This window comes from Citromicrobium bathyomarinum (genome assembly GCF_021021475.1).
GTDB lineage: Bacteria > Pseudomonadota > Alphaproteobacteria > Sphingomonadales > Sphingomonadaceae > Alteriqipengyuania > Alteriqipengyuania bathyomarina.
Genome location: NZ_JAINWL010000001.1, coordinates 1,447,026 through 1,471,050 on the forward strand (window position 1 = coordinate 1,447,026; position 24,025 = coordinate 1,471,050).

Genomic DNA, 24,025 nt, shown 5'->3' on the forward strand with positions numbered 1-24,025 from the left:
ACCCTGCGTCCCGATCAATGCTCCGCCTGCGGCCCGCGCTCGAGGCCCGACAGCGCCAGTTGCTCGTCGATCTGCTGCATCAGTCGCGCAAGGCCCGCCGCGCTGTCGCTTTCGGCGCGCGCGACCAGCACGTCCTGCGTGTTCGAGGCACGCAGCAGCCACCAGCCGTCATCGGTGGTGACGCGGACACCGTCGGTCGCGTTGACCTGAGCGGGTGAGTCGGCCAGCCGGTCGCGAACCTCCTCGACCGCAGCGAACTTGCGGGACTCATCGACCTGGAAACGCATTTCCGGCGTGTTGACCATGTCGGGCATCGCCCCGCGCAATTCGGTGACGGAATGTCCCAGCCGCGCCGATGCCGCGATCAGCCGGACCCCGGCGTAAAGCGCATCGTCGTAGCCGTAGTAGGTATCGGCGAAGAACACGTGCCCGCTCATCTCTCCAGCCAGCGGCGCGCCAGTTTCCTTCATTTTGGACTTAATCAGCGAATGGCCGGTCTTCCACATCACCGGCTTGCCACCATGCGCCTCGACATGGTCGAACAGCGCGCGGCTGGCCTTCACATCGGCGATAATCGTGGCCCCGGCCCGCCTTTGCAGCAGATCCTGCGCGTAGATCATCAGCAGCTGGTCGCCCCAGATCACGCGGCCCTCGCCGTCGATCGCCCCGATCCGGTCGCCGTCCCCGTCGAAGGCAATTCCGAAGTCGAGCTGCTTGTCCGCGACCAGCGCGCGCAGGTCCGCCAGATTCGCCTCGACCGTCGGATCGGGATGATGATTGGGGAAGGTGCCATCGACCTCTGCGTAAAGCACATGATGCTCACCCGGCAGCCGCGCGACGAGCTTTTCGAGCGCGGGCCCGGCCGAGCCATTGCCTGCGTCCCAGCCGATCCTGATATCCGCGAGCGAGGCGGGGTCGATCCCGTCCAGCCCTTCCAGCAACCGCTCGACATAGGCGTCGATCAGCGGGCGATCGATGACCGAGCCAGTGCCATCCTCCCACTCACCAGCGGCGGCCACTTCGCCGAGCTGCTGGATGTCCGCCCCGAAAAACGGGCGGCCTTGAAACACCATCTTGAAGCCGTTGTAATTGGGGGGATTATGGCTGCCGGTTATCTGGATGCCGCCATCCACATCATCGGCTGAAGCCTCTGCATAATAGAGCATCGGCGTGGGGCCGAGGCCGACCCGCACGACATCGCACCCGCTCGCGGTCAGTCCCTCGACCAGCGCATGTTCCAGCATTGGCGAGCTTTGCCGCCCGTCATAGCCGACCGCCACGCGCGATCCGCCGCTGCGCCTGAGCATCGAGCCGAAGCTGCGCCCGATCGCGCGGGCATCATCCGCCTCCAGCGTCTCGCCGATAATGCCGCGGATATCATATTCGCGCAGGATGGTCGGGTCGAAGGTGTGGCTCATTTCGCTCTCTCCCTTGGGGGAAGTTGGTCGATCAGTATGTCGCGCGCGGCGTTTGCCTCATGCACCTGCGCCGCGCTGCCACCCCGGTCCGGGTGGACCTGGCTTACCAGCCGCTTGTGCGCCTCGATGATCTGCGCGTGGCCCGCATCGGCCGGCACGCCCAGCAGCTTGCGCGCACGGGACATCGCCTGAGACCGGGTCGGCGCGGGTTTGAGATAGTCCCATGGCCATCGTTCGAACGCCCAGCGGCAAACGACGCTGAGCAGTGCGGCGATGATCAGGAACCGGATCATGCAGCTTCCAGCGCCCGATCGGCCCCTTCGGGAACCGGCAGGTTCAGGTTCTGGACCAGCTGGCGCAGCTCCTGCCGGGCGACCAGATGGCTGGTTCCCAGATCGCCCAGGTGCCCCTTGTCGAGCAGAGTCAGGCCCGAGGGGAACAGCTCGCGATAGATCACGCGTTCGGACAGGCCGGAGGAGACGCGGAAACCGACCCGCTTGCTCAGCTCGGTGAGCGCGCGTTCGATACGCACCATGTTGCGCGCCTCGGTGTGGCCGGTGCGGTTGCGCACCACCACCCAGTCCATCTGCGGGCGGTTCTGCTCGATCGAGCTCTTGCTGCGCGCCAGCCGCGCTTCCCAGATCGCCTCAGCATAGAAGCTCAGGCGGCGGACCTTGAAGCTTTCCGCGTCGACCTGGCCGATCAGGTCGAAATCGACGAAACTGTCGTTGAGCGGAGTGACCAGCGTATCGGCTTCCTTGGCCGCATGCTGCGCCAGCGGATCGTCGCGACCGGGCGTGTCGAACAGCAGGAAATCGGCGTCCGCGGCGAGTTCCTTCGCCTTTTCCTCCAGCGCCTCTGCACCACCGCCCGCGAATACCTCGCACCGTGCGGTCGGCAGCGCGATCCCGCGACGGCGCGCGGTTTCGTCGCGGTTTTCGAAATAGCGGTCCATCGTGCGCTGACGGTGGTCGAGATCGATCGCAGCCACCCGCGCACCCTGATAGGCCAGCGCGACCGCCACATGGACTGCGGTGGTCGATTTGCCGGTCCCGCCCTTTTCGTTGGCGAAGACGATGCGATGGGGGCGATGGCCAGTCACGTGCGCGGCGATCCTTTGCTGATTGCGGAACAGGGCCAGCCAAGGCTAGGCCGTCGCCAATCATCTATCGGAGGGGTCTGACCCATGCAATCGCTTCACCGGCTGGATCACCTGCGCAGTGCCATCGAGGCCTGGCGCGCGAAGGGCGAGAGCATTGCCTTCGTGCCGACCATGGGCGCGTTGCACGAAGGGCACCTGACTCTGGTGCGCGCGGCCCGCGAAAAGGCGGACCGCGTGGTGGTGTCGATCTTCGTCAACCCGACCCAGTTCGGCCCGAACGAGGATCTGGATGCCTATCCGCGCACGCTGGAGGCGGATTCGCGGCTGCTGGAGGGCGAAGGGGTGGACGCGCTGTGGGCACCCAATGCGGAAGAGATGTACCCCGATGGTTTCGCGACCAGCATTTCGGTCGAGGGCGTTAGCGCAGATTTCTGCGGAGCAAGCCGCCCGGGCCACTTCGCCGGGGTCGCCACGGTGGTGTGCAAGCTGTTCAATCAGGTCCGGCCCGATGTCGCTCTGTTCGGGGAGAAGGACTGGCAACAGCTCGCGGTGATCCGGCGGATGGCACGGGACCTCGATCTCTCGCAGCCCCAGGCGGACGCAATCCTAGGCGTGCCGACCGTGCGCGAGGCGGACGGGCTCGCGCTGTCGAGCCGCAACCGGTATCTCGACGAGACCGCGCGCGCGCAGGCCGCGGTGCTGCCCGCAGCGATGCGGCAGGCGATCGCCCGGATCGAAGCGGGCGCGCCGGTGGGTGCCGCGCTGCGCGATCTGGAGCACAAGCTGATCGAAGGCGGATTTTCGAAGGTCGACTACGCCGCGCTGGCCGATGCGGCCTCGCTCGAAAGGATCGATACGCTGAGCAACCGCCCCGCCCGCCTGCTGGTCGCCGCGCATATCCTCGGCACGCGCCTGATCGACAATATGGCGGTGGATTCGGCCGGATAGGCACGGCCCGATCCGTTGCGCAGCGACGGCAAGGGCGACCGCCCGCCCGCAGCCGCCCCGGAGCCCGCTAGGGCGAACGGAATAGCGGCGAGGATCAGGGAAAAGGACTTCCAGATTTTCAGCGAAAATCTGGAGCGGGTAAGGGGAATCGAACCCCTCTAGCCAGCTTGGAAGGCTGGAGCATTACCACTATGCTATACCCGCCCGCTTCAGGATCATGCCTTTGCCATCGGCGATGGCGGGGCGTCAATCGCTTCTGGCGCTTCAAGCCATTCTATCTTGGCGCTGCGGGGATCACCGGCCATGTGAGGCCGCGATGTCTGCACTTACCCATCTCCAGCGCCTCGAGGCGGAGGCGATCCATATCATGCGCGAGGTCGTGGCGGAAACGCGAGCGCCCGTGATGCTCTATTCCGCAGGGAAAGACAGCGCGGTGATGCTCCATCTCGCGCGCAAGGCGTTCCACCCCTCCGCTCCGCCCTTCCCGCTGCTGCATGTCGATACGACGTGGAAGTTCAGCGAGATGTATGCGGTGCGCGACAAGTCCGCCGCAGACGCCGGCATGGAACTGCTGGTGTGGCAGAACGCCGAGGCGAAGGAACGCGGGATCAACCCGTTCGACCATGGCGCGCTGCATACCGACATGTGGAAGACGCAGGGGCTCAAGCAAGCGCTCGACCACTATGGCTTCGATGCGGCTTTCGGCGGCGCGCGGCGCGACGAGGAGAAGAGCCGCGCCAAGGAGCGGGTGCTCTCCTTCCGCACCGCGACCCACGCGTGGGACCCGAAGAACCAGCGGCCCGAATTGTGGAACCTGTACAATACCCGCAAGGCCCCGGGCGAGAGCATCCGCGCCTTCCCTCTGTCCAACTGGACCGAGCTCGACATCTGGCAATACATCATGGCCGAGGGGATCGAGATCGCCTCGCTCTATTTCGCGAGCCCGCGTCCGGTGGTGGAGCGCGACGGGATGCTGCTGATGGTCGAGGACGAACGCTTCCCGCTGCGCGAGGGCGAGCAGCCCCAGATGCGCTCTGTCCGCTTCCGCACGCTCGGCTGCTATCCGCTGACCGGCGCGGTGGAGAGCGAAGCGGCGACCGTACGCGACGTGGTGCAGGAAATGCTGCTGACCACCAGCAGCGAACGGCAGGGCCGCGCGATCGACAAGGACGAAGGCGGTGCCGGGATGGAGAAGAAGAAGGCGGAGGGGTACTTCTGATGGCCGACGCCGAAGACCGGACCTACCGCCCCGATGCGCTGATCGCGCAGGACATCGACGCCTATCTGGAACGGCACCGCGACAAGGGGCTGTTGCGCTTCATTACCTGCGGCAGCGTGGATGACGGCAAGTCGACCCTGATCGGGCGGCTGCTGTACGATTCGCGCGCCGTGTTCGAGGATCAGCTCGGCCAGCTGGAAAGCGACAGCGCGCGGGTCGGCACGCAGGGGCAGGAACTCGATTTCGCATTGCTGGTCGACGGGCTGTCTGCCGAGCGCGAACAGGGCATCACGATCGACGTCGCCTACCGGTTCTTCGCAACCGAGAGCCGCAAGTTCATCGTCGCCGACACGCCGGGGCACGAGCAGTATACCCGCAACATGGTGACCGGCGCATCGACAGCCGATGCCGCCGTGCTGCTGGTCGATGCGCGCAAGGGCGTGCTGGTGCAGACCCGGCGGCACGCGTTCCTCGCGAAGCTGCTGGGCATCCGCCACGTCATCCTCGCGGTGAACAAGATGGACCTGGTCGATTACGACCGCGCCACCTTCGAGGCGATCCGCGACGATTTCGCCGCCTTCGCGGAGGATTTCGGGTTCGAGGGTCTGACCGCGATCCCGATCTCGGGCTTCAGGGGCGACAATGTCGTCGAGCGCTCGACCGTGACCGATTGGTACGACGGGCCGAGCCTGGTCGAGGCGCTGGAGGCGGTGCCATTGGCGGGCGAGGGCTCACAGGCGCGGCCGTTCCGGATGGCGGCGCAGTGGGTCAACCGGCCCAATCAGGATTTTCGCGGGTTTGCCGGGCTGATCAGCGACGGCACCGTTCGCCCGGGTGACGCGGTCCGCGTGCTCCCCTCGGGCGCGCAGACCACGATCAAGGCGATCCACACCTTCGACGGGCCGCTAGGAAAGGCGGTGGCCGGGCAATCGGTCACGCTGACGCTGGCCGAAGAGGTCGATTGCAGCCGGGGCGACGTCATCAGCGCTGCGGACGATCCGCCGCAGGTCGCCGACCAGTTCGAAGCGAGCGTGGTCTGGATGGACCAGACCGCGATGAAGCCGGGTCGCGGATACTGGCTCAAGATCGGCACGCGCACCGTCACCGCGACGCTCGCCGCGCCCAAATACGAGATCGACGTCAACAATCCCGCCGGATCCGGCTCCCGGCTGGCGGCCAAGACGCTGGAGCTGAACGGGATCGGCGTGCTGGAACTGCGCACCGACCGCCCGATCGCGTTCGAACCCTATGCCGATAGCAAGGCGCTGGGCGGGTTCATCCTGATCGACAAGGAACGCGATGCGACGGTCGCGTGCGGGATGCTCAACTTCGCGCTGCGCCGCGCGCAGAACGTGCATTGGCAGCCGACCGACATCGCCCGCGAGCATCATGCGGCGCTGAAGAACCAGACCCCGCGGGTACTGTGGTTCACCGGGCTTTCCGGCTCGGGCAAGTCGACCATCGCCAATGCGGTGGAGAAGAAGCTCGCATTGATGAACCGGCACACCTTCCTGCTCGACGGGGACAATGTGCGCCACGGGCTGAACAAGGATCTCGGCTTTACCGAGGCCGACCGGATCGAGAATATCCGCCGGATCGGCGAGGTTGCCAAGCTGATGGCGGATGCAGGACTGATCGTGCTGACCGCCTTCATCAGCCCCTTCCGTGCCGAGCGGAAGATGGTCCGCGACATGCTGCCCGAAGGCGAGTTCGTGGAGATTTTCGTCGACACGCCGCTGGAAGTGGCGGAGGAACGCGACGTGAAGGGCCTCTACAGGAAAGCGCGGGAGGGCAAGCTGAAGAACTTCACCGGGATCGACAGCCCTTACGAGCCGCCCGAGCAACCGGAGATCAGGGTGAACACCGTCGACATGAGCGTTGACGAAGCGGCCGACCACATCATCGCGCAGATCCTGCCGCTCAAATGAGCCTTGCCGAGGATATAAAGCTGGCGGCAGCGCTGGCCGAGGCGGCCGGGCGCATTGCGCTGGCGGTGCGCGCGAGTGGGCTGGTCGAAGGGCGCGGTCTGGGCGATGCGGGGGACAAGGCGGCCAATGCCTTCCTGATGCTCGCGTTGCGCCAGCATCGGCCCGACGATGGAATCCTGTCGGAGGAGAGCGAGGACAGTGCCGAGCGCCTCTCGCACGACCGCGTGTGGATCATCGACCCGGTCGACGGCACGCGCGAATTTGCCGAGGGGCGCGGCGACTGGGCGGTCCACGTCGGCCTATCGATCAATGGCGAGGCGCAGGTCGGTGCGGTCGCCCTGCCCGATCTCGGGCTGGTGCTCTCCAGCGATGCGGCAGGGGCACGGGCCGCCGAAGCAACCGGCAAGATGGTGGTCAGCCGCAGCCGTGCGCCCGCTTTGGCAGAGGACGTCGCTCGGAAGGTCGGCCTCGAGCTGGTCGGCATGGGCAGCGCAGGTGCCAAGGCGATGGCCGTGGTGCGCGGCGAAGCGGACGCCTACCTCCACAGCGGCGGGCAATACGAGTGGGACAATTGCGCGCCGGTTGCGGTGGCACAGGCGCATGGCCTGCACTGTTCGCGGATCGACGGCTCCGCGCTGCGCTACAACCGCGCGGAGGCGCTGTCGCCCGACCTGCTGATCTGTCGCCGCGAGCTGGCCGAGCCTTTGCTGGGCGCAATCGCGAGCTCGCAGGCCAAGGCCTGATACGCCCGGCTAGCGCGCCCCGCCCGTGCCGGACGCGCCTGGCGTGGGCGAGGTGGCCGGTGCGGGCGAGGATGGCGGGCCGATGGGCGTCGGTGTCACCGTCGGCCCGGGATCGGGAATGGTCGCACCCTTGGGCACCAGAATGGTGATCTCGACCCGGCGATTTGCCGCACGGCCCCGCTCGTTGGGTTCGCCATTGGGCAGCAGGTTCGGCTGGACAGGATTCTGCGCGCCGAAGGCGATGATGCGGATCTGGTCCTCGGTCAGCCCCTGCTCCATCAGCCAGTCGGCGACCGCCTGCGCACGCTCTTCCGACACGCGCATGTTGACCCGGTCGGGGCCGCCCGCGTCGCTGTGCCCGCGCAGGATCACCCGCTCGACCTGCTTCCACTGATCGGTGTCGAGCAGGCCGTTGAGTTCAGCCATCGCGGTCTCGTCCAGCTCGGTGCCGCCGGCCCCGAAGGGAATCGTGGTCCGCAGCGGTTCGAGCGCGATCGGCGGCCGCTCCACTTCGATGTCGGGGCGGATTATCGAATTGTTTTCCGGCGGGCTGTCGCTCGCGGTCGCGCTCGGCGTGGGGGTCGGCGCGGGGCTCGGCTCCTCGCTGTTGCAAGCCACCAGCAGCGCGCCCAGCGCCAGCACAATCATCGGGCCACGCATGGCCACCCTCCTTCGGTTACCAGTTCGTATCAGCTCACTCATGCCGGTTTGGGCTTCCCGCCCGCCGGCCCAGGCTCGCGGTTGTCCGACGGCTTTTTGCCCGCGTCCTTCTGCCCCGCTTCGCGCTTGGCCGATTCGGCCTCGGCGCGCTTGAGGTGCTGGGGCGTATAGGTGATGACGATGTCCCCCGGGCGCGGTTCGGGCCGGGCCGCGTGAGTAAAGAAGCGCATGGTGCCGTTTTCGCGCAGCAGCAGCAGCATGTTGGCTTTCTCGCCCAGCTTCTCGCGCGCGTCGTCGATCGTGAATTCTTCGGTCAGCTTGGTCCGGCGGAAGACCCAGCCTTCCTTCTGCCGCTGATCGACCTCGGCCACTCCGAAACCCGATTCGAACAGAGCGCGGCCGCGCAGGCTGCCCGGCAAGGCCCGCCGGTCGTCCTCCACGGCCTCGCCCAGCTGGTACACGCTGTCGCGCCCAATCTCGTGGGCGAACTCGTTGCAGACGAGCGCGTTGTAAGCCTCGTTATCGGTCGCCGCGACGAGCACCTGATACGGGTTGAGGTCGAGATTGTGCTCGGTCGCCTCGTTGAGGAATTCGCCGTGATAATAGGGCAGGCCCTCGCGCCGCGCGGCGGCGAGCCGCTGCCAGCTCGAATCGACGATCATCACCGGGGTCTTGAGCGCGTGCATCTGCTTGGCCAGCGCGATCGTCCACGGTGTGCTGCCGGCAATGATCAGGCCGGGGCGATCGGTGCCCTTCACCTTGAGCAGCTTGGCAACCAGATCGACCGTAAAACCGTGCGCCACGATGGTCGCGACCACCACGGCAAAGCTCAGCCCGATCAGGACATTACCATCGCCATAGCCGAGTTCGCTCAGACGCAGGGCGAACAGGCCGGAGATGGCGACCAGCACGATCCCGCGCGGGGCGATCCAGGCGAGGAACAGGCGCTCGTTCCACGGAAGCGGGCTGCCGAGCAGACTGATCAGCACGGTCGCCGGACGGACGAAGAACAGCAGCGCGAGCAGGAATGCGCCGAAGCGCCAGTTGAGATATTGCAGGTCGTCGTAGCTGAGCGAGGCGGACAGCAGGATGAAGATGCCCGAGACCAGCAGAACCGCGATGTTCTCCTTGAACGGGTGGATGCTGCGCAGGGATGAGACGTCCATGTTGGCGAGCGCGACGCCCATCACGGTGACCGCGACCAGCCCGGCCTCGTGCTCGATCATGTTGCACACGACGAACACCGCGATCACGAGTGAGAACAGCACCGGCACCTTCAGATATTCGGGCACCGCGCCACGCGGGAAGAGGTACGAGATGATCCATGCCGCGGCATAGCCGATCAGGCCCGAGATGACTGCGGCCACGATCAAGGGTGGCACGACCTCGAACAGCGAAGCGCCCGGCGATTCGGCGACCTTGCGGAAATATTCGTAGGCGATGACAGCGCACAGCGCGCCGGTGGGGTCGTTGACGATCGCCTCCCACTTCAGGATCGAGGCGGGCCGGGTTTGCACGTTGGACTGGCGCAGCAGCGGCAGCACAACCGTCGGGCCGGTGACCACCAGGATCCCGCCGAACAGGATCGCCACCGGCCATACCAGCCCGGCGACGTAATAGCCGGTTACCGCGCCTAGCGCCCAGCCGACCGCCACGCCGATCGTTGCGAGTCGCCAGACCGCGCTGCCCGAATGCTGCAATTCCCGGAAGCTGAGGCTGAGGCCGCCTTCGAACAGGATTAGCGCGACCCCGATTCCTATCATTGGCTCCAATAGGGAGCCGAAGGTTTCTTCGGGATCGAACAGGCCGAGGATGGGGCCCGCCAGAAAACCGGCGGCCAGCATCAGGACGATGGCAGGCCAATTGGTCCGCCACGCGATCCATTGCGCGCCAATGCCGAGCGCGCCGACCGCTGCGATTACAACTGCTGCCGTTTGCATGGCGAGATCAGACCCCCTTCGATCCGCTAGCAACGGTGCCCGAAGGCAATCCGTTCCACAAGTCCCTGAAGAGACGCGTGGTTGACGCTAGTCGCCGTCGAACGAAACCAGCGAGTGGACGGGGATGTCCGCATCGCGCAGCCGGGCCGAACCGCCCAGATCGGGCAGATCGACCACGAAGAGCGCGGCAGCCACATGCGCTCCGGTGAGCGTTACCAGCTCGACTGCCGCCAGCGCGGTGCCCCCGGTGGCGATGAGATCGTCGACCAGCGCAACCCTTGCTCCGGGTGCCAGCGCGCTCGGGTCGAGTTCAAGGCGGTCGGTGCCATATTCCAGTGCGTAGTCGACGCCGATCGTTTCCACCGGCAGCTTGCCCGGCTTGCGGATCGGCACGAAGCCAAGCCCCGCGTGGATCGCAACCGCCGCGCCGAAGATGAAGCCGCGTGCTTCCATCCCGGCGATTACGGTCGCTCCCTGATCGCGCGCCATATCCGCCAGCAGCGACACGCTGGTGCGCAGCGCGGCAGGCTCGCTCAATAGAGTAGTAATGTCGCGGAACTGGATGCCCGGCTTGGGAAAGTCGGGCACCGTGCGGATGCTGGCCCGCAGCTGCTCGAGATCGAGCGCTGCGGGAGCATTTCTCACGGAAGCATCAGCCGGGATCGGCTCAGGCCTTTTTCGGCTTCACGCTCGACCAGACCTGCCGCTTCGCGAAATAGGCCAGAACCGTTGCGAACAGCAGGAAGACGAGGACTGCGAAACCAGTCTGCTTGCGCTCGACCAGCTTGGGCTCGGCCGTCCAGGTCAGGAACGCGGCGACGTCGGCCGACATCTGCGACACCGTCGCTTCGGTGCCGTCGTCGTAGGTCACCTGACCGTCCACGCCGAGCGGCGGAGCCATCGCCAGGTTGAGGTTGGCGAAGTAAGGGTTGAAGTAGAGCCCCGGCGGCGTCTGGAAGTCGGGGAACTCCTCCATCAGGCGCTTGCCGTCCTTCTCGAAGGTGGCCGGATCCGTGTACCCGGTCAGCAGCGAATAGACGTAGTTGCTGCCGTGGTGGCGCGCCTTGGTCATCAGCGAAAGATCGGGCGGGATCGCGTTGTTGTTCGCCGCGGCGGCAGCCACCGCATTGGGGAACGGCGAGGGGAAGTAATCGGTCGGTTCACCCGGACGCATAGTGCTTTCGCCGGTGTTCGGATCGATCCCGGGCACCTGCTTGGTCGCGGCGAAGGCCTTCACCTGCGCTTCGCTGTAGCCGATCTCTTCCAGATCGCGGAAAGCGACGAACTTCAGGCTGTGGCAGGCCGCGCAGACTTCGCTGTAGACCTTGAGGCCACGCTGCAGCTGCGCGACGTCCCACTTGCCCACGGGACCGTCGAACGAATAGCCGCCTTCGGGGCCGTGCGCGTCGAGATGGAACTCGTGGTCGGCCGAGTGCATGGGCTCTTCGGTCAGCCAGGTGGTCGCACCCATGACGAAGGCGAGCAGAACCACGCCTGCAAAGACGAGTCCGGCAAGGGCGGAAAGAATGCGGATCATCGGGTGTCCTTAACGTTTATCCGTCGTCACTAGGCAATCGGTAGGTCGACCGTCAGGTCGCGGGCTGGGTGTTTTCGCCCAGCACGGCCTTCTTGTCGGACCCCAGCACCGCCTCGGTAATCGAGTAGGGCAGGGGCTTGGGTTTCTCGATCGAGGAAACGATCGGCAGGATCACGAGGAAGTGCAGGAAGTAGTACGCCGTCGCGATCTGGCTGATCATCACATAGGGCTCTTCAGCCGGCGCACCGCCGCAGTAGAACAGCACCGCCATATCAACCAGCAGGATGATGAAGAAGGTGCGGAACAGCGGGCGGTAGTGGCCGCTGCGAACCGGCGAACGGTCGAGCCAGGGCAGCAGGAACCACAGCAGGATCGAGCTGAACATGGCGAGCACGCCCCACAGCTTCGCTTCGAGGATGAAGTCGAAGGTGAACGCACGCAGGATCGCGTAGAACGGGTAGAAATACCATTCGGGCACGATGTGGGCGGGCGTCGAGAGCGGGTTCGCCTCGATATAGTTGTCCGGGTGGCCGAGCATGTTCGGCAGGAAGAACACGACCACGCAGTAGATGATCAGGAACACGCCGAGGCCGAAGCCATCCTTCGCCGTGTAATACGGGTGGAACGGTACGGTGTCGCTTTCGCTCTTCACTTCGACGCCGGTCGGGTTGGACGAACCGGGGATGTGCAGCGCCCAGACGTGCAGGATCACGACGCCCGCGATCACGAAGGGCAGCAGGAAGTGCAGCGAGAAGAAGCGGTTGAGCGCGGCATTGTCGGGCGCGAAACCGCCCAGCAGCCAGATCTGGATCGGCTCGCCGACGAAGGGAATGGCGCTGAACAGGCCGGTGATGACCTTGGCACCCCAGAAGCTCATCTGGCCCCACGGCAGCACGTAGCCCATGAAGGCGGTCGCCATGGCGAGCAGGAAGATGACCACGCCGAGCAGCCAGATCATTTCGCGCGGAGCCTTGTACGAGGAGTAGAAGAAGCCGCGGAAAATGTGGAGGTATAGCACCAGGAAGAAGAAGCTGGCACCGTTGGCGTGCATGTAACGCAGCATCCAGCCCCAGTTCACGTCGCGCATGATGTGTTCGACAGTGCCGAAAGCGACCTGTGCGTTGGCGGCATAGTGCATCGCCAGCACCACGCCGGTGACGATCTGCAGCACCAGACAGAACCCGGCGAGGACGCCGAAATTCCACATGTAGTTCAGATTGCGCGGCACCGGATAGCCCGCGCCCACCGCATTGTAGACGAAGCGCGGCAGCGGCAGCTTCTCGTCAACCCACTTGGTGAACCCGTTTGCCGGGGTGTATTCCTTGGCCCAGGGAAAACTCATCGCTCTCGTCTTTCTCTTGCCTTAGCCGACGGTGATCGTGGTGTCGGAGCTGAACACGTAATCCGGAACCACCAGGTTCGTGGGCGCGGGGCCCTTGCGGATACGCGCGGCGGTGTCGTAGCTCGAACCGTGGCAGGGGCAGAAATAGCCGCCGAATTCGCCCTTGTTCTCGCCCTCGGCGGCACCCAGCGGCACGCAGCCCAGGTGGGTGCAGACGCCCATGGTCACCAGCATATCGAGGTGGCCTTCCTTGGTCCGGTCGGCCAGCGTTTCCGGATCGCGGAGCGCGGAAAGCGGCACAGCATCGGCTTCGGCGATTTCCTTCGGCGTCAGTCGACGCACGAACAGCGGCTGCTTGCGGAAGACCGCCTTGATCGCCTGGCCCGGTTCGATCGCAGAAACGTCGACCTCGGTCGTGCTCTCGGCGAGCACGTCCGCCGAAGGAGCCATCTGGCTGATCAGCGGATAGAGCACCGCCGCACCGCCGACTCCGGCTGCACTGACCGCAGCGATGTTGATGAAGTCGCGGCGACGAACGCCACCTTCACCGGTTTCGCTGGTTTCGCCGATATTATTGGGTTCCGCAGCTGCGGCACCGGTTGCGTCTGCCATCGTTCCTGCCTTGTCGCGCGCATGATGAACGAAACGCCCACCTTGCGCGAGTTGCTTTTTCTCAGGGAAATTCGGGCGATCCGCTCGGCCCCGGTGGCGCGAAAACGCCTGCTGGGGGAGCTGACCCCTTCCCATCTGCGGGGGCTGTTAGCGCGTAAGGCCCGAACTGCCAATGGCCTTTTGCGTGCGACCAGTTGCGCGCCGCGCAAAGCTAGCCGAGGCCGATGAACGCACCCTGCCTGCCATAGGTCGCCTCGCCCCGGTGGGTCGCGCGGCGGAACGAGTAGAAGCGGGCCGGGTCGGCATAGGTGTCGAGGCCCAGATTCTCGACCTTGCCGACACCTGCGGCGGCCAGCTGCGCGGCGACAAAGCCGGGCAGATCGAACTGGAAGTGGCCCGGTTTGCCGGATGCGAAGAAGCGATCAGTGGCGGGATCGTCGGTCAGAAAGGCATCGCGAAAACCGGCATCCACCTCGTAGCTGGGCTGCGCGATGGTCGGTCCGATGGCGGCGGCGATCCGGCTGCGATCGGCCCCAAGACGTTCCATTTCCGCGACCGTATTGGCCAGCACGCCCTCTTTCGCGCCGCGCCAGCCGGCATGGGCAGCGGCGACCACGCCCGCCTGCCGATCCGCCAAAAGCACCGGCGCGCAATCGGCGGTGACAACGCCGATCAGCAGGCCCGGCGTAGCGCTCACCAGCGCATCGACGCGGGGCCGGTCGTCGCCCTCGACCGGAGCGGACACGACCGCCACGTCGGGCGAGTGGACTTGAAAAGGCATCGCCAGCCCCGCACCGGGAAGCACGGCGGCGATCACCCGGCGGCGATTTTCCGCCACGAATTCCGGATCGTCTCCCGCGCCGAAGCCGACCTGCAACCCGGCAACCTCTCCGGTCGAGACACCGCCCTGCCGGCCGAAAAAACCGTGCGGCACGCCTTCCAGCGCGGCCGCGCGGATCGGTGCGGGGCCGCCGTCAGCCAAGGCTCGCCTCGACCTGTTCGGCGACATCGCGCGACAGCTTGCCCGCCTGCGAGATCCGCTCCAGTTCGGCGCGCATCATTGCCGCGCGCTTGGGCTCGATCCGGCGGAAGCGGCCCAGCGAGGGCACGAATCGTGCGGCAAGCTGCGGGTTCCGGAGGTTGAGCTCCAGAATCAGGTCGGCGATCATGCGATAGCCGGTGCCGTCCGCTGCATGGAACGCCAGTGGATTGCCCGCAGCGGCGGCATAGAGCGCGCGGACCCGGTTGGGATTGCTCATGGTGAAGGCCTGATGCCGGGCAAGCTGTTCGATCTGCCCCAGCACATCCTCGCGCAGGGCCGAGGCCTGCAGCGTGAACCACTTGTCGATCACCAGCGCGTTGTCCGCGAATCGGCTGTAGAAATCGGCCAGCGCCTCTTCCCGCTCGGGCCCGTCGAGCCCGGCGAGCACTGCGAGCGCGCCCTGCCGGTCGGTCATGCCCGGCGCGTCGCGATATTGCGCGAGCCCGCGTTTCGCTCCGTCCGCCGGGTCCGCCGCCGCGAGATAGGCGAGCGCGACGCTGCGCATCCGCCGCGCCTGCTTGCCCGCCATTCCGTCCGCGCGCGAGGGTTCGGCGAGCGAGTCGTGCAGGTCGGCAAACCTGCCTGCGAAGGTCTCGCCCAGCCAGGTCTTGAGCCCTTCGCGCTTGTCGACCATCGCGCCCGGGTCGAACACCTCGGAGCGTTCGGCGAGATAGGCGAAGGTCGGCAGGCCGAGCAGCTCGGCTCGCATTTCGTGGTCGAGCGCATCGTCCGTAAGGATCGCCCCCGCTGCGGTGCCGATCGCCTCGCGCGCAGCCTCGTCGCCATCGCCCAGCAGATAGCCGAGCAGTAGCTCCTGCATCGCCTCGTGCCGCGCGAAGGCGTCGTCGTCGTGCGCGGCGAGGAACACCAGATCCTCGCGCGCAATGTCCCGCTCTATCGCGACCGGGGCGGTGAAGTTGCGGTTGATCGAGAGAACCGGCGGCTTCGCATGGCCATCGAAGGTGAAGTCCTGGCTATCCTGCGTCAGCACGATCAGCTGTTCACCCGAATGCGTGCCCGCCTCGCGGTCGAACAGTGCGATCTTGAGCGGGATCGGCACCGGCAACTTGTCGGGCTGGCCCGGTGTGGCCGGGACGACCTGCGTCAGCGTGAGCGTGACCCGGTCACCCTCGTGCCGCTGCTCGACGGTGACCTGCGGCGTGCCCGCCTGTTCGTACCAGCGACGGAACTGCGTGAGGTCGAGCCCCGCGCCATCCTCCATCGCCTTGACGAAATCCTCACAGGTCGCGGCCTCGCCATCATGGCGCTCGAAATAGAGATCGCTCCCCTTTCGGAACGCCTCCAGCCCCGCCATGCTCCGCATCATGCGGATCACCTCTGCGCCCTTGTTGTAGATGGTCGCGGTGTAGAAGTTGCTGATTTCCTTGTAGCTATCGGGCCGGATTGGGTGCGCGAATGGGCCGCTGTCTTCGGGGAACTGGACGCTGCGCAGCATCCGGACATCGCCGATCCGCTTGACCGCAGCGCCGTGCAGATCCTCGCTGAAGGTCTGGTCGCGCAGCACGGTGAAGCCTTCCTTCAGGCTCAGCTGGAACCAGTCGCGGCAGGTGATCCGGTTGCCCGACCAGTTGTGGAAATATTCGTGCCCGATCACGCCTTCGACCGCGTCGAAATCGGCGTCGGTCGCGGTTTCCTCGTCCGCCAGCACGTATTTCGTGTTGAAGATGTTGAGGCCCTTGTTCTCCATCGCCCCCATGTTGAAATCGCCCACCGCGACGATGTTGAACCGGTCGAGGTCGTATTCGCGCCCGTAGGTCTCCTCGTCCCATTTCATCGACCGCTTGATCGATTCCATCGCGTGTTCGGTGCGCGAGAGATCGGCTTCGCGGACCCACACGCCCAGTTCGACCTCGCGCCCGCCCATGGTGGTGAAGCTGTCCCGGCGCGCGACCAGATCGCCCGCGACCAGCGCGAAGAGGTAGGACGGCTTGGGCCACGGATCGTGCCACTCGGCAAAATGCCGGCTACCTTCAAGCTGGCCCTCCTCCACCGGGTTGCCGTTCGACAGCAGCACCGGGAAGGCCTTCGCGTCCGCCTCCATCCGCACGGTGTAGACCGACAGCACATCGGGCCGGTCGGGGAAGAAGGTGATGCGGCGAAAACCTTCCGCCTCGCACTGCGTGCACAGCATCCCGCCGCTGGCATAGAGGCCCATCAGCTGGGTGTTTTCGGCAGGCGCGATCCGGGTGACGATGGTGAGCGTGTGCGGGCCGGAAGACAGCGGCACGACCAGCGCCTCGCCATCGCGCTGCCAGTCGTCGCGCGGCTCGCCATCCACGGCCACGCTTTCGAGCACCAGCCCATCGCCATCGAGGCGGATGGCAGAGGCGGCGCCTGCCTGCGGGTTGGGCTCGACACTCAGCGTCGCTTCGACCCGCGTGCTCTCGATACCCAGATCGAAGGCCAGCCGCACCTCCGGCACGCGCCACGGAAACGGCGTGTAGTCCTTACGCCGGATGATGGCGGGCGCGTCGGGCTCGGGCGCGGCGTCGGGCAGCACGGGCGCCCCGGCGGGGGCATTGTCGGCGGCGGCGGGATTGCTCGGCTGGTCCATCGGTCCTCGTTTCTTCGCGCTTTTTCTTTTCGCGGCATTTGTGGCAGCAGGGCCGCCAATGCCAAAATTATTCATCTTCGGGCTTGGCTACAGCGCCAAGCGGATCGCACAACGCGCGCAATCGCTCGAGTGGGAAGTGGTTGCGACCGGCAGCGAGGGCAAGCTTTCCTTCGACGATGCCGATGCCGTGCGCGCCGAATTGTCGCGCGCGGATGCGGTGCTGTCCTCGGTCCCGCCCGACCGCGAGAGCGAAAGCGACCCCGTGCTGGAACGCTATGGCGCTGCGCTGGGCCATACCTGGATCGGCTATCTCTCCTCCACCGGGGTCTATGGCGACCGGCAGGGCGCGTGGGTCGATGAAAGCTCACCCACCGGCGACGGACGGCGCAATGCCCGCATGGCCTGCGATGCGAGTTGGATGGAGCGCGGCGCGCGGGTCTTCCGCCTGCCCGGCATTTACGGCCCGGGGCGCAGCATTTTCGACCGGATTGCCGAGGGCAAGGCCAAGCGGATCGACCTGCCGGGGCAGGTCTTCAGCCGGGTGCATGTGGATGACATCGCCGGCGGCGTGGCCGCCGCGCTGGCGAGCGATGCGCCGCCGGGGGCGTACAACCTCGGCGACGATCTGCCCGCGAGCCAGAATGCGGTGGTGGAGGAAGCCTGCGCGCTGCTGGGCGTGGAGCCGCCACCGCTGGTGACACTGGAAGAGGCCAACCTCAGTCCGATGGCGCGCGGCTTCTATGCCGAGAACCGGCGGGTCGCGAACCTCAAGGCGAAACGCGTGCTCGGCTGGCGGCCGCATTACCCGACCTACCGCGAAGGTCTGAGGGCGCTGCTCCGCTAGTCCGCCACGAGAGTCAGTGCCGCAGAGAGCCGGACTGCTGTACCTGCACGGCTTTCTGGCGCCGCGCGGTGAGCGCGATCACCATGCCGATCACCGCCAGCACCATCCCGCCGCCGGTCAGCCAGGTCCAGCGATAGTCTTCGAACAATGTCGACAGCAGCATCGCGACCGAGATCGTCAGGATCGAATTATACGCGGTCCGCCCCGCGCCGATCTCGCGCACCAGGTTGTAGTGCAGCGGGAAGGTGACCACCGACCCGATCAGCGCGAGATAGACGATTCCCAGCCAGTATCCCGGCGCGCCCGGCAGTGGTGGCGGCCCCGTCGTCACCCAGGCGAAAGCGAGATCGAACACCGTGCCGTACAGCATCGCCCAGGCGAGCAGGCTGACCATCGGCACCGCGCGCCCGGTCGGGTTGGCCTGCACCACATTGGCGACCGAGGCGGAAAGGATGCCGAGCAGCGCCAGACCGATACCCAGCACCACGTTGCCGCCGATTACCCCGGCATCGGGGTTCGCCTGCCATTCGTGGATCAGCAGGAAGGACACGCCGATGATCGCGATGCCACTGCCCGCGATGAATCCGCCCTTCACCCGCTCGCCCAGGAAGAGCCGCGCGAACAGCGCGTTGGGCACCATCAGCAGGCCGAACATCATCGCGACGATGCCCGAGGTGACGTACAGTTCGGCATGGTAGACGAACAGGAAGTTGCCGCTGAACTGGAAGATGCCGACCACCAGCGCCAGCAGATGCTCGGGCCGGGTCAGGCGCAGCCGCCGCTTCATCAGCGCCGCGACCAGGAACAGCGCCGGGGTCGCGAGCGCGAAGCGATAGAACACCGACCATGCGGCGGGCACGTCCGCAATCTGGCCGGTGATGACCAGCCAGGTCGATCCCCAGATCGTGCCCGTGATCAGGAAGGGCAGGATTACGCGGGGCCGCAGCATCCCGCCGCTGCTATCGCTCATAGGTCGGCAATCGCCTGGCCGAGCGCGCGCGCCTCGCCCGGATCGCTGTCCCACGAGGCGACGAAGCGCGCCGCGTCCGCGCCCCAGTCGTAGAACTGGTAGCCGATCCCGCGCAGCATCTCGCGCTCGTCAGGGGAGAGGCGGATGAAGACCTCGTTCGCCTCGACCGGATGCATCAGCCGCTCGCCGCCGCGTTCGGCGATCGCCTGCGCCGCGGCATTGGCGGCGCGCGCATTGTCGAGCCACAGGTCGTCCTCGACCATTGCGAGCAGTTGTGCGGCGAGGAAGCGGCCCTTGGATTGCAGGTGGCCCGCGCGCTTGCGGCGGTAGCGGGCCACGTCCGCCAGCGCGGGGTCGAAGAACACGATCGCTTCCGCGCTCATCCCGCCATTCTTGACGCAGCCGAAGCTGAGCGCGTCGATATCGCCCGCAGCCTCTGCCGCCGATCCACCCAGAAAGGCAGTGGCATTGGCGAAGCGCGCGCCATCCATGTGCAGCGCAAGGCCGCGCTCGCGCGCCAGCTGTGAAATCGCCGCGATCTCTTCCGGGCGATAGACGCGGCCATATTCGCTCGCCTGCGTGATCGAGATCGCGTGCGGCTGGACCTGATGGACATCGTCGCGGATCGGATCGATCACGTCGCGAATCGCCTGCGGGGTCAGCTTCGCGCCGTCGCCCCCATCGCTTCGACCCGCGAGCAGCAGCTTGGCACCGTGGAGGTAGAAGCCGGGCGCCCCGCCCTCGTCCATCTCGATATGCGCCTCCCGGTGGCAGACCACGCCGCCATGCGGCGGGCACATCGTGGCCAGCGCAAGACAGTTGGCCGCCGTACCCGTGGCGACCCACAGGACGGTGGCTTCGCGCCCGAACAGCTCGGAAAATCGTGCGTCGAGCTGCTGCGACAGCGCATCGCCGTCATAGGGCGAATCGACCCCATCGGCGGCGCGCAGCGCCTCCCACACCTTGGGGTGTACGCTTGCGGCATTGTCGGACATGAAACGCATTGGAACGCCCCTACGCAGCCCGGCGTTCGATGCAAGCATATCGCAAAGGACAGGACACCCATGGGCACTGCCACCATTACTCATCACGTCGTCGGCCAGGGCGGCAAGTATATCGCGCATCTGGAGGGCGAGGATGCGAAGGGCACGCTGGAGTGGGAGCCGGGCGACGAAGTCGACGGCAAGGAAGTGCGCATCGCAACCCACACGCTCGTCCCCGAAGCGATCGGCGGGCGCGGCGTCGCGGCGCTGCTGGTCGAGCGGCTGGTAGCCGACGCGCGCAAGCAGGGTTTCCTGATTCGCCCCGACTGCTCCTACGTCGCGAAGAAGTTCGAGGAGAACGACTGGGACGCCGTGCGCGCCTGAGCGGCTATTTCACCAGCCGGGAGAAATCGGTTTCGACCATGCTCGCCAGCAGTGCGCGGCGCAGCGCCTCGGCCTCCTCGCGCGGGAGGCCGGGCAGCGCGAAATGGCCGCCCGCGAGCCCGAGGTTGAGCGTGACGTAACCGAACATCCGCCCCAGCGGCCCGCGCGCGATCTCGACCGATTGCAGCTTCACCCGGTCGGCAATCTTGTACCCGGGCGCGAGCCAGCCGCTGCGCTTGTAGAGATGCCGCGGCGAAATCGCGTGCCGCTCCACCCGCCACAGGAACAGCTGCTGGATGGCGGTAAAGCCCGCCATCACGGCCAGCGCCGCCGCCACCAGCCACAGCCAGTCATACCGTTCTGGCACGAACAGATGCGTCGCCACCGCGACTGCTGCGGCAAGCAGGACGAAGCTGACCGCGTTGATCAGCGCCGAAACCACGCGGTAGGATCCGGTGGTGCGATGCCATGAAAGGCCCCGGGGCGGCAGCGGGAAGCCCGCGACCTCGAGAATCGGGGTCAGCTCCGCAGCCTTGGCAAAAGGCGCGACCACGTGGCTGGCATTGCCCGCATCCTGCGCCAGGCTGACCAGCTTGAGGCTCTTCCAGCCGAACCGGTGGCGCACCGCGCCGGTCCCGATCCGGACCGCCTGCACCCGGTGCACCGGCATGACCACGTCGGTTCGGGTGAACAGCCCGCGCCGCCGGCGAAAGCCCTTGGGCGTGCGCTCCAGCCGGAAATCCCAGTCGCGTGCGAAGGTCTTTGCGATTCCGCTGACCACGCCGACCACCAGTAAGGTGATAATCGCAGCCACGGCGCCCAGCGCCTGCGCAATCGGGCCCAGCTCGGCGAGCTGTTCGCCCTGCCCCGCAACCAGCCCGCGCCAGAAATCGAAGTCCCAGATGTCGAACGGCAGCAGGAAGTCGAGCTGCTGCGCCGCCGCGCCGAGAAAGGCGACCAGCGCGAGCGAGAATTCGAACAGGCCGAACACGAACAGACGGCGCGGGCCCATCGCGAACAGCAGCTGGGCGTCGGCCTCGCGCGCGCCTTGCTCCTCGCGCGCCTCCTGCGCAGCGGCGGGCGCGGCCACGCCATCGGCCTCGTCGCGCAGCTCGCGCACCAGTTCGCGCAACCGCTCGCCTTCCTCACTGGAGAGGTAGGCGAGCTTGATCTCGTCCGATCCGCCCGCGCCGGTTTCTAACTTGACGCTGGTCAGCCCGAACAGGCGCGGCACGAAGCCCTGTTCGAGGCTGACGTCCTGAATCCGCTCGTAGGGCACAGAGCGGGCCGCGCGCGACAACACGCCGGTCTCCAGCCGGATGTCGCTGTCGCCCACGCGGTAGGTCTGCCGCCACCAGCCCAGAAAGGTGAAAAACGTGATCGCCCCCAGCAACAGCACGCCGAGGCCGAGCATCACGGGCACCGCGAAAGACCCTTCGTCGCGGGTAGCGAGCGCCACCGCCACCAGCGGAACGATCGTGCGCGGGACGGTCTGGACCGCCTGGACCAGGAAGGTGCGCGGGTCGGTCCGCTTGGGTTCCCCGTCGGGCGATTCGCCCACGGCTGCGCTGTCTGGCGCCTCCTCGCGATTCGGATCGCTGGCGGAAAGCTCGCTCACAGCGATGCGCGCTTGATGTGGGCGCGAATCGTCTCGCGCATGTCCAGCGCATCCTGGTGCGCAAGGCCGGGCAGGCTGATCACGTCGCCGTGCGAGCCTGCGGTATAGAGCTGCAGCGTGGCGAGCCCGTAATATCTCTCGATAGGCCCGCGATCGACGTCGATATGCTGGACCCGGCCGAAGGGGACGACGGTGTCCGCATGGAACATCATGCCTCTGACCACCCGCAACCGGTCCTCGCTCAGCGCATAACCGCGCACCGCATAGCGGCGATGCGGCAGCATGATGACCACCAGCAGCAGGATCAAGGCAACCGGGCCCGCGATCAGGAAGTTTGGAAACGGGGTCAGATATTCGGCGACCAGCGCGCCGATCAACAGCGGCAGGGCAACCAGCACTGCTTCGACCCGCATCGCCTTGGGATGGTTGGGATGGCCCTGCTGCAAAGGCTGTTCGTCGCCCTGTGTCGCCGCCACCTGTGCGTATGCCCCGTCTTCGTTCATGGCTGCGATGAATGGCCAAGCGGCAAAAGGCCCGCAAGCCCTTTCGGGCGAGTGGCCGAGGCGAATCGACGGGTGATTCGCGAGAGGGGGTAGAGTGGTGGTGCTGCTGGGGAGGATTGAACTCCCGGCCTCACCCTTACCAAGGGTGCGCTCTACCACTGAGCTACAGCAGCATAAGGGGGCGTGGGCGAACGCTATCGCCCGCCACAGGCCGCGCGCTATTGTCGCGTGCGGCGCACAAGTCAAGCCAAGCTTGCCTCGAAGCCTTCGCAATAGCATGGGAGCACACGATGAGCGAGCCCGACAGCCCCCCTCCAGCACCGCCCACAAGGGAGGAACGCCTTGCCGCACAGCTGCGCGCGAACCTGCGGCGGCGCAAGGCGGGCACCCAGGCCACACCGCAGGAACGCGACCTTTCCAAAAACGGTGAGGCCCGCTAACGGCTCGCAGCCTATCCGCAAGGGAGCACAAGAATTTGTCGACGCTGATCCTCGTCCGCCACGGACAGTCGGAATGGAACCTCGCCAACCGTTTCACCGGATGGTGGGATGTCGATCTGACCGACAAGGGCGTGGAAGAAGCGCGCGCCGCGGGCCGCCTGCTGAAAGACAAGGGCGTACTGCCCGATATTGCCTTCACCTCGCTCCAGACGCGCGCGATTCGCACGCTCAATCTCGCGCTGGAGGAATGCGGGCGGCTGTGGATTCCGGTGACCAAGGACTGGCACCTGAACGAGCGGCACTATGGCGGCCTGACCGGGCTCGACAAGCAGCAGACGCGCGACAAGCACGGCGACGAGCAGGTCCATATCTGGCGCCGCAGTTTCGACACTCCGCCCCCGCCGATGGAGCCGGGCAGCGAATATGATCCCGGCGCGGACCCGCGCTACGAAGGGATCGACGTGCCCTATACCGAGAGCCTGAAGCTCACGATCGAGCGCGTGCTGCCCTACTGGGAAGAACACATCCTGCCCCAGCTGACCGGCGAGCGGACGGTGATCGTCTCCGCCCATGGCAATTCGCTGCGTGCGCTGGTCAAGCACCTCTCGGGCATTTCGGACGACGAGATTACCGGCCTCGAAATCCCCACCGGGCGGCCGATCATCTACCGGTTCGAAGATGGGCAGGTCGCGGGGGAACGCCGCTACCTGGACGAAACCTGATGTCCGGCGCCGCGACCGTCGCCATCGTCATGGGCAGCCAGTCCGACTGGCCGACGATGAAATGCGCCGCCGATGTTCTCGAAGAACTGGGGATAGCGCACGAGGCGCGGATCGTCTCCGCCCACCGCACGCCCGACCGGATGTACGATTTCGCCAAAGGCGCGGCGGACGAAGGCTTCAAGGTGGTAATCGCTGGCGCGGGCGGCGCGGCGCATCTGCCAGGCATGATCGCCGCGATGACCCCGCTTCCGGTGCTCGGCGTGCCGGTCCAGTCGAAAGCGCTGTCGGGCATGGATAGCCTGCTGTCGATCGCGCAGATGCCCGCCGGCATCCCGGTCGGCACGCTCGCGATCGGAGAGGCGGGGGCAACCAATGCCGCGCTGCTCGCCGCCGCGATTCTCGGCGCGCATGATCCGGCGGTGATGGAACGGCTGGTCGCCTGGCGCGCCGCGCGCACCGCCAAGGTTGCGGAACGGCCTGAGTGATCGAGCGGTC

At 66.4% G+C, this 24,025-nt stretch carries 24 protein-coding genes and 2 tRNA genes; 9 read left to right on the plus strand and 17 right to left on the minus strand.

Features of this window, described 5'->3' with window-relative positions; translation table 11 throughout:
• Positions 1-14 precede the first annotated feature (14 nt).
• Genes pgmG through K7H93_RS07285 form a run of 3 tightly spaced genes read right to left on the minus strand, consistent with a single transcriptional unit; the run spans position 15 to position 2,520 of the window.
• Positions 15-1,418, minus strand: a complete 1,404-nt coding sequence (pgmG, locus tag K7H93_RS07275; protein ID WP_230783051.1) for a phosphoglucomutase/phosphomannomutase PgmG — start codon at positions 1,416-1,418, stop codon at positions 15-17.
• Positions 1,415-1,711, minus strand: a complete 297-nt coding sequence (locus K7H93_RS07280; protein ID WP_230783052.1) for a J domain-containing protein — start codon at positions 1,709-1,711, stop codon at positions 1,415-1,417. Before K7H93_RS07280 ends, pgmG begins: the two co-directional genes overlap by 4 nt.
• The gene (locus K7H93_RS07285; protein ID WP_230783053.1) at positions 1,708-2,520 is read right to left on the minus strand and encodes a division plane positioning ATPase MipZ; all 813 of its coding nucleotides are present in this window, start codon (positions 2,518-2,520) and stop codon (positions 1,708-1,710) included. The genes K7H93_RS07280 and K7H93_RS07285 overlap by 4 nt, the downstream gene beginning before the upstream one ends.
• An 84-nt stretch (positions 2,521-2,604) precedes the next feature.
• Here K7H93_RS07285 and panC point away from each other — a divergent pair, with 84 nt between their 5' ends.
• Positions 2,605-3,468, plus strand: coding sequence for a pantoate--beta-alanine ligase (gene panC, locus K7H93_RS07290; RefSeq protein WP_230783054.1), 864 nt, complete (start codon positions 2,605-2,607; stop codon positions 3,466-3,468).
• A gap of 130 nt (positions 3,469-3,598) precedes the next feature.
• Here the strand turns inward: panC and K7H93_RS07295 are convergent.
• Positions 3,599-3,672: transfer RNA gene (locus tag K7H93_RS07295), tRNA-Gly, on the minus strand.
• A gap of 112 nt (positions 3,673-3,784) precedes the next feature.
• Here K7H93_RS07295 and cysD point away from each other — a divergent pair.
• The 3 genes from cysD to K7H93_RS07310 are packed head-to-tail and all read left to right on the plus strand — an operon-like array spanning position 3,785 to position 7,358.
• Positions 3,785-4,687: a sulfate adenylyltransferase subunit CysD gene (cysD, locus tag K7H93_RS07300; RefSeq protein WP_230783055.1), complete on the plus strand. Its 903-nt coding sequence runs from the start codon at positions 3,785-3,787 to the stop codon at positions 4,685-4,687.
• Positions 4,687-6,615: a sulfate adenylyltransferase subunit CysN gene (cysN, locus tag K7H93_RS07305; RefSeq protein ID WP_230783056.1), complete on the plus strand. Its 1,929-nt coding sequence runs from the start codon at positions 4,687-4,689 to the stop codon at positions 6,613-6,615. The genes cysD and cysN overlap by 1 nt, the downstream gene beginning before the upstream one ends.
• Positions 6,612-7,358, plus strand: coding sequence for a 3'(2'),5'-bisphosphate nucleotidase CysQ (locus K7H93_RS07310; protein WP_230783057.1), 747 nt, complete (start codon positions 6,612-6,614; stop codon positions 7,356-7,358). Before cysN ends, K7H93_RS07310 begins: the two co-directional genes overlap by 4 nt.
• Positions 7,359-7,367: 9 nt before the next feature.
• Here K7H93_RS07310 and K7H93_RS07315 read toward each other — a convergent pair whose 3' ends face one another.
• From K7H93_RS07315 to pepN, 8 genes are all read right to left on the minus strand, one after another.
• Entirely contained in the window at positions 7,368-8,018 is a 651-nt protein-coding gene (locus K7H93_RS07315; RefSeq protein WP_230783058.1) for an OmpA family protein, read from the minus strand.
• A 38-nt stretch (positions 8,019-8,056) separates the two neighbouring features.
• A complete protein-coding gene (locus K7H93_RS07320; protein ID WP_230783059.1) occupies positions 8,057-9,958 on the minus strand; it encodes a cation:proton antiporter in 1,902 nt (633 codons plus the stop codon).
• Positions 9,959-10,045: 87 nt separating this feature from the next.
• Positions 10,046-10,603, minus strand: coding sequence for an adenine phosphoribosyltransferase (locus K7H93_RS07325; RefSeq protein WP_230783060.1), 558 nt, complete (start codon positions 10,601-10,603; stop codon positions 10,046-10,048).
• A 22-nt stretch (positions 10,604-10,625) separates the two neighbouring features.
• On the minus strand, positions 10,626-11,495 hold the full coding sequence (locus K7H93_RS07330) for a cytochrome c1 (RefSeq protein ID WP_010239638.1): 870 nt from the start codon (positions 11,493-11,495) through the stop codon (positions 10,626-10,628).
• A 52-nt stretch (positions 11,496-11,547) separates the two neighbouring features.
• Positions 11,548-12,837, minus strand: coding sequence for a cytochrome b (locus K7H93_RS07335; protein ID WP_010239636.1), 1,290 nt, complete (start codon positions 12,835-12,837; stop codon positions 11,548-11,550).
• A 21-nt stretch (positions 12,838-12,858) separates the two neighbouring features.
• The gene (gene petA, locus K7H93_RS07340; protein ID WP_010239634.1) at positions 12,859-13,449 is read right to left on the minus strand and encodes a ubiquinol-cytochrome c reductase iron-sulfur subunit; all 591 of its coding nucleotides are present in this window, start codon (positions 13,447-13,449) and stop codon (positions 12,859-12,861) included.
• 211 nt (positions 13,450-13,660) lie between these two features.
• A complete protein-coding gene (gene pgeF, locus K7H93_RS07345) occupies positions 13,661-14,431 on the minus strand; it encodes a peptidoglycan editing factor PgeF (RefSeq protein ID WP_230783061.1) in 771 nt (256 codons plus the stop codon).
• A complete protein-coding gene (gene pepN, locus K7H93_RS07350) occupies positions 14,424-17,066 on the minus strand; it encodes an aminopeptidase N (RefSeq protein ID WP_230783062.1) in 2,643 nt (880 codons plus the stop codon). The genes pgeF and pepN overlap by 8 nt, the downstream gene beginning before the upstream one ends.
• Before the next feature lie 58 nt (positions 17,067-17,124).
• On the opposite strand from pepN, the gene K7H93_RS07355 reads away from it, so the two are divergent.
• Positions 17,125-17,910: a Rossmann-fold NAD(P)-binding domain-containing protein gene (locus tag K7H93_RS07355; RefSeq protein ID WP_230783063.1), complete on the plus strand. Its 786-nt coding sequence runs from the start codon at positions 17,125-17,127 to the stop codon at positions 17,908-17,910.
• 13 nt (positions 17,911-17,923) lie between these two features.
• Here the strand turns inward: K7H93_RS07355 and K7H93_RS07360 are convergent, their stop codons facing one another.
• Both K7H93_RS07360 and K7H93_RS07365 read right to left on the minus strand, forming a co-directional pair.
• Positions 17,924-18,880 (minus strand): DMT family transporter, encoded by a 957-nt coding sequence (locus K7H93_RS07360; RefSeq protein WP_230783064.1) that lies wholly within the window; start codon positions 18,878-18,880, stop codon positions 17,924-17,926.
• Positions 18,877-19,884 (minus strand): threonine aldolase family protein, encoded by a 1,008-nt coding sequence (locus tag K7H93_RS07365; RefSeq protein WP_230783065.1) that lies wholly within the window; start codon positions 19,882-19,884, stop codon positions 18,877-18,879. Before K7H93_RS07365 ends, K7H93_RS07360 begins: the two co-directional genes overlap by 4 nt.
• A gap of 60 nt (positions 19,885-19,944) precedes the next feature.
• On the opposite strand from K7H93_RS07365, the gene K7H93_RS07370 reads away from it, so the two are divergent.
• Complete coding sequence (locus tag K7H93_RS07370) at positions 19,945-20,247, plus strand: GNAT family N-acetyltransferase (protein ID WP_230783066.1); 303 nt, start codon at positions 19,945-19,947, stop codon at positions 20,245-20,247.
• Between the two features lie 4 nt (positions 20,248-20,251).
• Here the strand turns inward: K7H93_RS07370 and K7H93_RS07375 are convergent, their stop codons facing one another.
• From K7H93_RS07375 to K7H93_RS07385, 3 genes are all read right to left on the minus strand, one after another.
• The gene (locus K7H93_RS07375) at positions 20,252-21,865 is read right to left on the minus strand and encodes a PH domain-containing protein (RefSeq protein WP_230783067.1); all 1,614 of its coding nucleotides are present in this window, start codon (positions 21,863-21,865) and stop codon (positions 20,252-20,254) included.
• The gene (locus tag K7H93_RS07380; RefSeq protein WP_230783068.1) at positions 21,862-22,368 is read right to left on the minus strand and encodes a PH domain-containing protein; all 507 of its coding nucleotides are present in this window, start codon (positions 22,366-22,368) and stop codon (positions 21,862-21,864) included. The genes K7H93_RS07375 and K7H93_RS07380 overlap by 4 nt, the downstream gene beginning before the upstream one ends.
• 98 nt (positions 22,369-22,466) lie before the next feature.
• A tRNA-Thr gene (locus K7H93_RS07385) sits at positions 22,467-22,541 on the minus strand.
• A 117-nt stretch (positions 22,542-22,658) separates the two neighbouring features.
• On the opposite strand from K7H93_RS07385, the gene K7H93_RS07390 reads away from it, so the two are divergent.
• From K7H93_RS07390 to purE, 3 genes are read left to right on the plus strand one after another with little or no spacing between them, the layout of a single operon-like run.
• Positions 22,659-22,808, plus strand: coding sequence for a hypothetical protein (locus K7H93_RS07390; RefSeq protein WP_230783069.1), 150 nt, complete (start codon positions 22,659-22,661; stop codon positions 22,806-22,808).
• A 35-nt stretch (positions 22,809-22,843) separates the two neighbouring features.
• Positions 22,844-23,530, plus strand: a complete 687-nt coding sequence (gene gpmA, locus K7H93_RS07395; RefSeq protein ID WP_010239611.1) for a 2,3-diphosphoglycerate-dependent phosphoglycerate mutase — start codon at positions 22,844-22,846, stop codon at positions 23,528-23,530.
• A complete protein-coding gene (gene purE, locus K7H93_RS07400) occupies positions 23,530-24,015 on the plus strand; it encodes a 5-(carboxyamino)imidazole ribonucleotide mutase (RefSeq protein ID WP_230783070.1) in 486 nt (161 codons plus the stop codon). The genes gpmA and purE overlap by 1 nt, the downstream gene beginning before the upstream one ends.
• Positions 24,016-24,025 lie beyond the last annotated feature (10 nt).

Bases quoted from the DNA above. Each gene is read 5' to 3' on its own strand.
- pgmG (WP_230783051.1), bottom strand. From the start codon at position 1,418: ATGAGCCACACCTTCGACCCGACCATCCTGCGCGAATATGATATCCGC.
- K7H93_RS07280 (WP_230783052.1), bottom strand. From the start codon at position 1,711: ATGATCCGGTTCCTGATCATCGCCGCACTGCTCAGCGTCGTTTGCCGC.
- panC (WP_230783054.1), top strand. From the start codon at position 2,605: ATGCAATCGCTTCACCGGCTGGATCACCTGCGCAGTGCCATCGAGGCC.
- cysD (WP_230783055.1), top strand. From the start codon at position 3,785: ATGTCTGCACTTACCCATCTCCAGCGCCTCGAGGCGGAGGCGATCCAT.
- cysN (WP_230783056.1), top strand. From the start codon at position 4,687: ATGGCCGACGCCGAAGACCGGACCTACCGCCCCGATGCGCTGATCGCG.
- K7H93_RS07310 (WP_230783057.1), top strand. From the start codon at position 6,612: ATGAGCCTTGCCGAGGATATAAAGCTGGCGGCAGCGCTGGCCGAGGCG.
- K7H93_RS07315 (WP_230783058.1), bottom strand. From the start codon at position 8,018: ATGCGTGGCCCGATGATTGTGCTGGCGCTGGGCGCGCTGCTGGTGGCT.
- K7H93_RS07320 (WP_230783059.1), bottom strand. From the start codon at position 9,958: ATGCAAACGGCAGCAGTTGTAATCGCAGCGGTCGGCGCGCTCGGCATT.
- K7H93_RS07330 (WP_010239638.1), bottom strand. From the start codon at position 11,495: ATGATCCGCATTCTTTCCGCCCTTGCCGGACTCGTCTTTGCAGGCGTG.
- K7H93_RS07335 (WP_010239636.1), bottom strand. From the start codon at position 12,837: ATGAGTTTTCCCTGGGCCAAGGAATACACCCCGGCAAACGGGTTCACC.
- petA (WP_010239634.1), bottom strand. From the start codon at position 13,449: ATGGCAGACGCAACCGGTGCCGCAGCTGCGGAACCCAATAATATCGGC.
- pepN (WP_230783062.1), bottom strand. From the start codon at position 17,066: ATGGACCAGCCGAGCAATCCCGCCGCCGCCGACAATGCCCCCGCCGGG.
- K7H93_RS07355 (WP_230783063.1), top strand. From the start codon at position 17,125: ATGCCAAAATTATTCATCTTCGGGCTTGGCTACAGCGCCAAGCGGATC.
- K7H93_RS07360 (WP_230783064.1), bottom strand. From the start codon at position 18,880: ATGAGCGATAGCAGCGGCGGGATGCTGCGGCCCCGCGTAATCCTGCCC.
- K7H93_RS07365 (WP_230783065.1), bottom strand. From the start codon at position 19,884: ATGCGTTTCATGTCCGACAATGCCGCAAGCGTACACCCCAAGGTGTGG.
- K7H93_RS07370 (WP_230783066.1), top strand. From the start codon at position 19,945: ATGGGCACTGCCACCATTACTCATCACGTCGTCGGCCAGGGCGGCAAG.
- K7H93_RS07380 (WP_230783068.1), bottom strand. From the start codon at position 22,368: ATGAACGAAGACGGGGCATACGCACAGGTGGCGGCGACACAGGGCGAC.
- K7H93_RS07390 (WP_230783069.1), top strand. From the start codon at position 22,659: ATGAGCGAGCCCGACAGCCCCCCTCCAGCACCGCCCACAAGGGAGGAA.
- purE (WP_230783070.1), top strand. From the start codon at position 23,530: ATGTCCGGCGCCGCGACCGTCGCCATCGTCATGGGCAGCCAGTCCGAC.